The organism is Syntrophaceticus schinkii (assembly GCF_000946815.1).
In the GTDB taxonomy this organism is placed as follows: domain Bacteria; phylum Bacillota; class DSM-12270; order Thermacetogeniales; family Thermacetogeniaceae; genus Syntrophaceticus; species Syntrophaceticus schinkii.
In genome coordinates this window covers 1-6,750 of sequence record NZ_CDRZ01000033.1, presented here as the reverse complement: position 1 = coordinate 6,750, position 6,750 = coordinate 1, and the positions used below count along the sequence as shown (strand labels likewise).

The following is a 6,750-nucleotide window of genomic DNA, read 5'->3' as shown; positions in this document are numbered from 1 at the left end:
CCGGATCCCGTCGATCGACTGGGGGAACGTCAGATTGGATGGAAGTGAAGTAATGCGGCGGGCAAAATGGCCGGTCATCTTTCTCCTTATTGCTGCAGGAGTGGTATTTTATTATTTTATGTTTATCAAGATTGAGCCTGGTCCTCTCCTGGAGGAAGCATTGGATAAGGCCTACCAAGCAAAAAGTTACAGGTATACCCTTAAGTCGGATCTGAATATTGGGGGCAATAAAAAAACCTGGATCAGGGTAACAGGGACGCTCCTGAATGCTACCACTTCCAGGGGAAAACCCTCGGCACTCCGGTGGAAATTTACCAGATTGGGATGAGGAGTTATACAAAGGATCCGGTAAGTGGTAAATGGACTATCTTAGATGGGGTAGATTTGAGCAAGCAGCAGCTCTATATGGCTGAGATCGATCCCTTGAACAGTTTCCGGTTTAAAAAGATTGGAGAGCCGCCGCGTCTTGTAGGCAAGGAGAAGCTTGGCTGGACCAAATGTGTGATCTTAGAGATAAAACCTGAGGTAGAGAGCAAGTACCTGGAAATTTGGTGGCAGGATTTTACCTATCGGTTTTGGATCGACCGGAGAAAACATATATTGGTGAAGGCAGAGGCAACAGCTGTCAGCACTCAAAGCACTGATACAGTATTGACGATGACTGTTGATTTCAGGGATTTCAATAAAAAGATCAAGATCGCCCCCCCTATCTAGCAGCGCGTGCAAGTGGGATACCCGGACGCGTGCAAAGGGGACAGTCCCCAGTGCACGCGTGCAAGAGACACGCAAGAGGGACGCGTGCAAGGGGGACTGTCCCCAGCGCACGCGAGACGTTTGCATGGGGGGCAGTCTCCAGCACTCCAGTGGATACAGTCGCTAGTCAGGATTCATTTTCTCCGCCAGATGGCTAATTTCTGGCGGAGTTTTTATTGACATCCAAGTGTAATTCTGGAAGAATAGGAATGATCGCATTTGTGCTGCCGTGCTCTTTTTATAGCAAAGCTATTTCCCTGGAGGTTTTTCTATTGTATCGGATTACACTCGATAAGAGCGGGAAGCGGAGACAGAAACCTTTTCTGAGGGGGGTTTTCTCTCACTTCAGACCTGCTCAAATCCTTCTTTTGGGTTTTGCGGCACTTATTATAGTGGGGACCATGCTATTGATGCTTCCGGTGGCAGCGTGCAGCGGGCACCCCACCCCCTTTCTCACCGCACTCTTTACCGCCACCAGCGCTGTTTGTGTTACAGGACTGGTTGTGGTGGATACAGCAACTCATTATTCCCTTTTTGGGCAGCTGGTTATTCTCGGGTTGATCCAGGCAGGTGGTCTGGGGATTATGACCATGACAACGCTTTTTGCTCTGCTTGTAGGTAAGAAAATCAATTTGAGGGAAAGGCTGCTGATACAGGAGAGCTTAAATGTCCTGCGCCTGGAAGGAGTCGTCAGCCTGGTCAAGAGCATCATCGGTATGACCTTGCTGATCGAGGGGGTTGGAGGGCTGATCCTTTCCCTGCGTTTTACTCCACAGTTGGGTTGGGCAAGGGGGATCTACTATGGTTTCTTTCACAGCATCTCTTCCTTTTGTAATGCGGGTTTTGACCTGTTCGGCATTATCTCCGGTCCCTTTTCCAGTCTGACTGCTTATTCGGGGGATGCAGTTGTTTCACTTACCATTCCCCTGTTGATTATCCTCGGCGGTCTTGGGTTTGTTGTGATCAGGGATCTGTACTATAACAGGCGGTTTTCCAGCCTGCTGCTTCACTCCAAGGTGGTGCTTGCGATCACTGCAGTGTTGGTTGTGGGGGGGACAATCCTCTTCTGGCTGCTGGAGCAAGGGAACGCCTTGCAGCAGCTGAGTCCGGGGGGAGCGATTCTTGCCTCCTTTTACCAGGCTGTTACTCCGCGAACCTGTGGCAGCAACACCCTTGATATAAGTTCACTGCGCGGTGCCACCCAGTTTTTCATGATCATTCTGATGTTTATCGGGGCATCCCCTGGAGGAACCGGCGGAGGGGTTAAAACCACAACACTGGGGGCGCTTCTGGCAGTTACCTGGTCGGCGGTACGGGGAAAAACCGATGCCGAGTCCTTTGAGAGGTCTATTCCCGGCAGCATCATCTTTAAAGCAATAGCTGTTCTGATGCTTGCTGCTTTTTTAGTGGCGGTTGTCACCATGATTCTGGTGGTTAGCGAAAAAACGAGCTTTCTTGCTGTTCTTTTTGAAGCCATATCTGCATTTGGTACGGTGGGGCTCACTATGGGGCTTACACCTCATCTGAGCACACTTGGCAAAGCGTTGATCATTATGACAATGTATGCCGGGCGGCTAGGACCCCTCACCGTGGCACTGGCTTTTTGGCAGCGCCAGCAGCCGGTGCGTTACAAGTATCCTGATGAAAGGATCATTATTGGATGAGGAGGTGTTATTGATGCCAAAAAAACAGTTTGCAGTGATTGGCATCGGCAGGTTCGGGGGCAGTGTTGCCCGTAATCTGCATCGAATGGGTTATGAGGTGCTGGCTGTTGACATCTCTAAAGATGAAGTTGATCAGATCATGCATGATGTCACTCATGCGGTTCAGGTGGATGCTCTAGATTTTGAAACCATCAAGTCGTTGGGCATCAGGAACTTTGATGTCGTTATTGTTGGTATCGGCAGTAATCTTCAGGCCAGTATTCTGGTGACTGTGCAGTTGAAAGAGCTGGGTGTAAAATTCGTTGTGGCCAAAGCGATGAGCGATCTTCACGGCAAGGTGCTGGAAAAAGTAGGTGCAGACCGCGTTATTTATCCGGAGCGGGATATGGGGGCGCGGGTGGCACACCATCTGGTCTCTGCCAAAGTGATTGATTATATCGAACTCTCTTCAGAGTATGGTATTATTGAAATGCAGGTCCCTGAAGGGCTTGTCGGAATTACTATGGGCAAAGCCGATCTGCGGGCTAGATTTGGTGTCACAGTCCTGGCCATCCGCAGGGACGCTGAAATCATAGTTTCTCCGGGGGCTGATCATGTCTTTGAGGCACAAGATATTATGGTTGTTCTCGGAGGAACCGAGGATATTGCGAGGTTGGAGGAGAAAGGAAAACCGATAGGTTCTTGAAAGAAAACGAAAAAAGGAGCGAATCAGTAATGTCAACAGAATGTTTGCGGCTGACCGATGAGGATTTGAGCAGGGTCGGGAAAGAGCGCATCGAATGGGCCTGGCGGAAAATGCCGGTTTTACACCAAATTAGGGCAGAATGGGAGCAATCCCTTCCTCTTAAAGGCATTAAAATTGCCGCCTGTCTCCACATTTCTGCAAAAACGGCGAATCTTGCCCGGGTACTCAAAATAGGGGGTGCGGACCTGGTGCTCTGTGCATCAAATCCCCTCAGCACCCAGGATGACATAGCTGCAGCACTCAATGTGGTCTATGAAATACCAACATTTGCCCGCCGCGGTGTGGATAATGATTCTTATTACAAACAGATCAGTGCCGCCCTGGACATGAAACCCGATCTGACCATCGATGATGGAGCTGACCTGGTTACAACCCTTCATCAAGAGCGCCCGGAGCAAGCGAAAGGCGTGATCGGCGGTACAGAAGAGACCACCACAGGTGTGGTCCGGCTGAGAGCCATGGCCAGGGATGGCGCACTCAAATATCCCCTTGTAGCTGTGAATGATGCTTTGACAAAACACCTTTTCGACAACAGGTACGGCACAGGTCAGTCGGCAATCGACGGTATTCTGAGAGCGACCAATTACCTCATTGCAGGTTCCACATTTGTGGTTGTCGGCTACGGCTGGTGTGGAAGGGGTGTTGCCGCTCGAGCAAAGGGTCTCGGGGCAAGAGTGGTGGTTGTGGAGGTTGATCCCTTTAAGGCCCTGGAAGCGATCATGGATGGGCATGAAGTGACAACCATGAAAGGGGCAGCAAAGAGAGCTGATTTCATTGTAACGGTCACCGGTGATATTCATGTTTTAGGGGAGAGTCATATTCCCTATTTAAAGGATGGGGTAATCCTGGCCAATGCCGGCCATTTCAATGTAGAGATCGACATTCCCTTTCTTGCAAAACTGGCCACCAGGCGTCAGGTTGTGAAAAAAGATATTGAAGAGTTCACTCTTGATGACGGCCGCCGCATCTATCTGCTTGCTGACGGCAGGTTGGTTAATCTGGCCTGTGGGGAGGGGCATCCTGTTGAGGTAATGGACCTGAGTTTTGCCAATCAGGCACTGTCTGCCGCCTGGTTAGTGGCTGAGCAGGGAAAACTGGAGGCCGGTGTCTACCAGGTTCCGCGTGAGATCGATGAGCGTGTAGCCAGACTCAAATTGGCTGCTTATGGGGTCGAGATCGAGGAACTGACAGAAGAGCAGAAAAGATATCTCGCCTCCTGGGAGTCCGGTACCATCTAAGGATTTGCGAATTTATCAATTCAACAAAAGGCTGCAGTCAGTGTACGTGTGCTATGCGGCGCCATCAATAGATTAACCGTGTTATTCAGCGAAACCGTATGCCAATTTATGATATAATAAGACATGATTTTTTCAAAAAATTGCAGATTGATCAGTTTTTACTGCTTAAACAGTGGATAGGTGGGGGTTTAGTTGCACAAACTGGAAATACTGCTTGCTGAGGAAAAGATACAAGCCAAGGTCGATGAACTGGCCGGGCGGATCAACCAGGATTACGCCGAAAAGGAACTCCTGGTGGTAGGCATCCTGCGGGGTGCCTTCGTCTTTATGGCTGACCTGGTGCGCAAACTTGATGTGTCTGTGATTATTGATTTTGTTGCTGTTTCCAGCTATGGAGATGAAACAGCCAGCTCAGGAGTGGTGAGGATTCTCAAGGATTTGGATGAGACGATTACAGGAAGGCATGTCCTTCTGGTGGAGGATATCATCGACACAGGCTTAACACTTAAATACCTTTATAAAAACCTGAAGGCCAGACGTCCTGCGAGCCTGAAAGTCTGTACACTGCTGGACAAGCCTGACAGGCGCAAGGTTGATCTGGTCCCCGATTATAACGGTTTTATCATACCCGATTATTTTGTTGTAGGCTATGGCCTGGACTGTGGCCAGCGCTTCCGCAACCTTCCTGGCATCTATGTCATAGATCAGGGATCTGGCAAGGAGACAGAGGGTGAGGAAGTGAAAGGGGAGATGATTCATGGGTGATTGTGACATCTGCGGCTGCCGTGGTGATTGGACCCCGGCTGCATTTATTGAAGAAGAGATTGCCGCAATCAGAGAAACCGTAGGCAGCTCCAGGGTGATTGGGGCATTGAGCGGTGGTGTTGATTCTACAGTTGCGGCTGCTCTTGTCTACCGCGCCATCGGTGAACAGTTGACATGTATCTTTGTCGACCATGGATTGCTTAGAAAAGGTGAACGGGAACAGGTGACACAGCTTCTTCAAGAGCATCTGGGCATGAAGACGATTCTTGTTGATGCACGGGAGAGGTTCCTGGCTAAACTTGCCGGAGTTGTGGACCCTGAGAAGAAGAGGAAGATCATCGGCCACGAATTTATTCGTGTCTTTGAGGAGGAAGCAGCTCACCTGGGGGAGTTTGAGTTTCTTCTTCAGGGTACCATTTACCCAGATGTTATCGAATCTGGAACAGATACTAAAGGTGTGGTCAAGAGCCATCATAATGTAGGTGGGCTTCCTGAAGACCTGAAGCTGCGTCTCTTGGAGCCGCTGCGTTTGCTGTTCAAGGATCAGGTGCGTCTGGTCGGGGAAGAACTGGGTTTGCCGCATGAGGCTGTTTGGCGTCAGCCCTTTCCTGGCCCGGGGCTCGCTGTGCGGGTGTTAGGTGAAGTGACTGAGCAGAAGCTTCTCCTCGCCCGGGAGGCAGATTATATACTGAGAGAAGAGATCCGGCGGGCCGGACTGGAACAGGAGATCTGGCAGTACTATGCAGCACTGCTGCCGGTCAGGAGTGTCGGTATGACAGGGGGAGAGCGCACCTATGCCCACCCTATTGTCCTCCGTGCAGTGACCAGTAAAGATGCCATGACAGCGGATTGCGCTCGCCTTCCCCTGGAACTGCTGGATCAAATTGCCAAACGGATTTTAAACGAGGTACCGGGCATCAACCGCGTACTCTATGACCTCACCCCCAAACCTCCAGGCACCATCGAATGGGAGTGATGCACCGGGGACGGGAGCGACGAAATGCACTGGGGACGGGAGCGACCAAGCCAGGTCGTGACACTCAGTGGGTGGGAATCCCACCGGGCAAGGTTTAGCCAACCACCCGTAGCCAGCCTTGGAGCATAGCTGGTAACAGCTATGTTTAAGCGTAGGCAGGCGAGACAGCGGGCCGAAAGCCGCAAGGTTGAAGGGATTGAGCTTCGAAATAGTGCGAGATGGGAAGGCCGATTCATTCCGTCCTGAAGAAGGCAACATTTCGGCAGGCGATAGAGGCGAGCAGGCCGGAACTTCCCCGGAGTCAAAGACCTTGGCACGCTGTACACAGTTGGTTCACGGCAACTTGGGAGACCTGCGGGCTCTTCCGAAGAAGGAGTATGGCAGACAAGCGATACAAAGTGAGGAAGCCAAAAGGCGCGCAGGGAGTCGGATTACTGCATAGTACCGATGAAGCAGGGTAACTCCTGTAGAGGAAAGGCAGTAGCGGAGTCATTACCCTTGGAAGAGGAACACTAACTCACCGGAGGAGAGTAAGTAGTGGAAACGAAACTGACAAGGATAGCGGAGAAAGCAAGAGAAAACCCAAAGCTAAAATTCACAACACTAGTC

At 50.8% G+C, this 6,750-nt stretch carries 8 protein-coding genes; all 8 read left to right on the top strand.

The annotated features are described in order from the left end of the window. Positions 1-328: hypothetical protein (locus tag SSCH_RS02620; RefSeq protein ID WP_232294173.1), on the top strand; the 328-nt coding region annotated here is incomplete at its 5' end. After that, a complete protein-coding gene (locus SSCH_RS02615; protein ID WP_156972048.1) occupies positions 325-714 on the top strand; it encodes a LolA-like protein in 390 nt (129 codons plus the stop codon). The genes SSCH_RS02620 and SSCH_RS02615, both read left to right, overlap by 4 nt. A 311-nt stretch (positions 715-1,025) precedes the next feature. After that, the gene (locus tag SSCH_RS02610) at positions 1,026-2,417 is read left to right on the top strand and encodes a TrkH family potassium uptake protein (RefSeq protein WP_332306886.1); all 1,392 of its coding nucleotides are present in this window, start codon (positions 1,026-1,028) and stop codon (positions 2,415-2,417) included. 13 nt (positions 2,418-2,430) lie between these two features. Beyond that, entirely contained in the window at positions 2,431-3,102 is a 672-nt protein-coding gene (locus SSCH_RS02605; protein ID WP_044664109.1) for a potassium channel family protein, read from the top strand. Between the two features lie 29 nt (positions 3,103-3,131). Then, positions 3,132-4,400, top strand: a complete 1,269-nt coding sequence (locus SSCH_RS02600; protein WP_044664113.1) for an adenosylhomocysteinase — start codon at positions 3,132-3,134, stop codon at positions 4,398-4,400. 192 nt (positions 4,401-4,592) lie between these two features. After that, positions 4,593-5,165 carry a hypoxanthine phosphoribosyltransferase gene (gene hpt, locus SSCH_RS02595; protein ID WP_044664108.1) on the top strand — a complete coding sequence of 191 codons (573 nt, stop codon included), beginning with the start codon at positions 4,593-4,595 and terminating at the stop codon, positions 5,163-5,165. Continuing rightward, positions 5,158-6,141, top strand: coding sequence for a glutamine-hydrolyzing GMP synthase (guaA, locus tag SSCH_RS02590; RefSeq protein ID WP_084710869.1), 984 nt, complete (start codon positions 5,158-5,160; stop codon positions 6,139-6,141). The genes hpt and guaA overlap by 8 nt, the downstream gene beginning before the upstream one ends. Positions 6,142-6,337: 196 nt before the next feature. After that, positions 6,338-6,583: a hypothetical protein gene (locus SSCH_RS02585; RefSeq protein WP_198142112.1), complete on the top strand. Its 246-nt coding sequence runs from the start codon at positions 6,338-6,340 to the stop codon at positions 6,581-6,583. Positions 6,584-6,750: the final 167 nt, after the last annotated feature.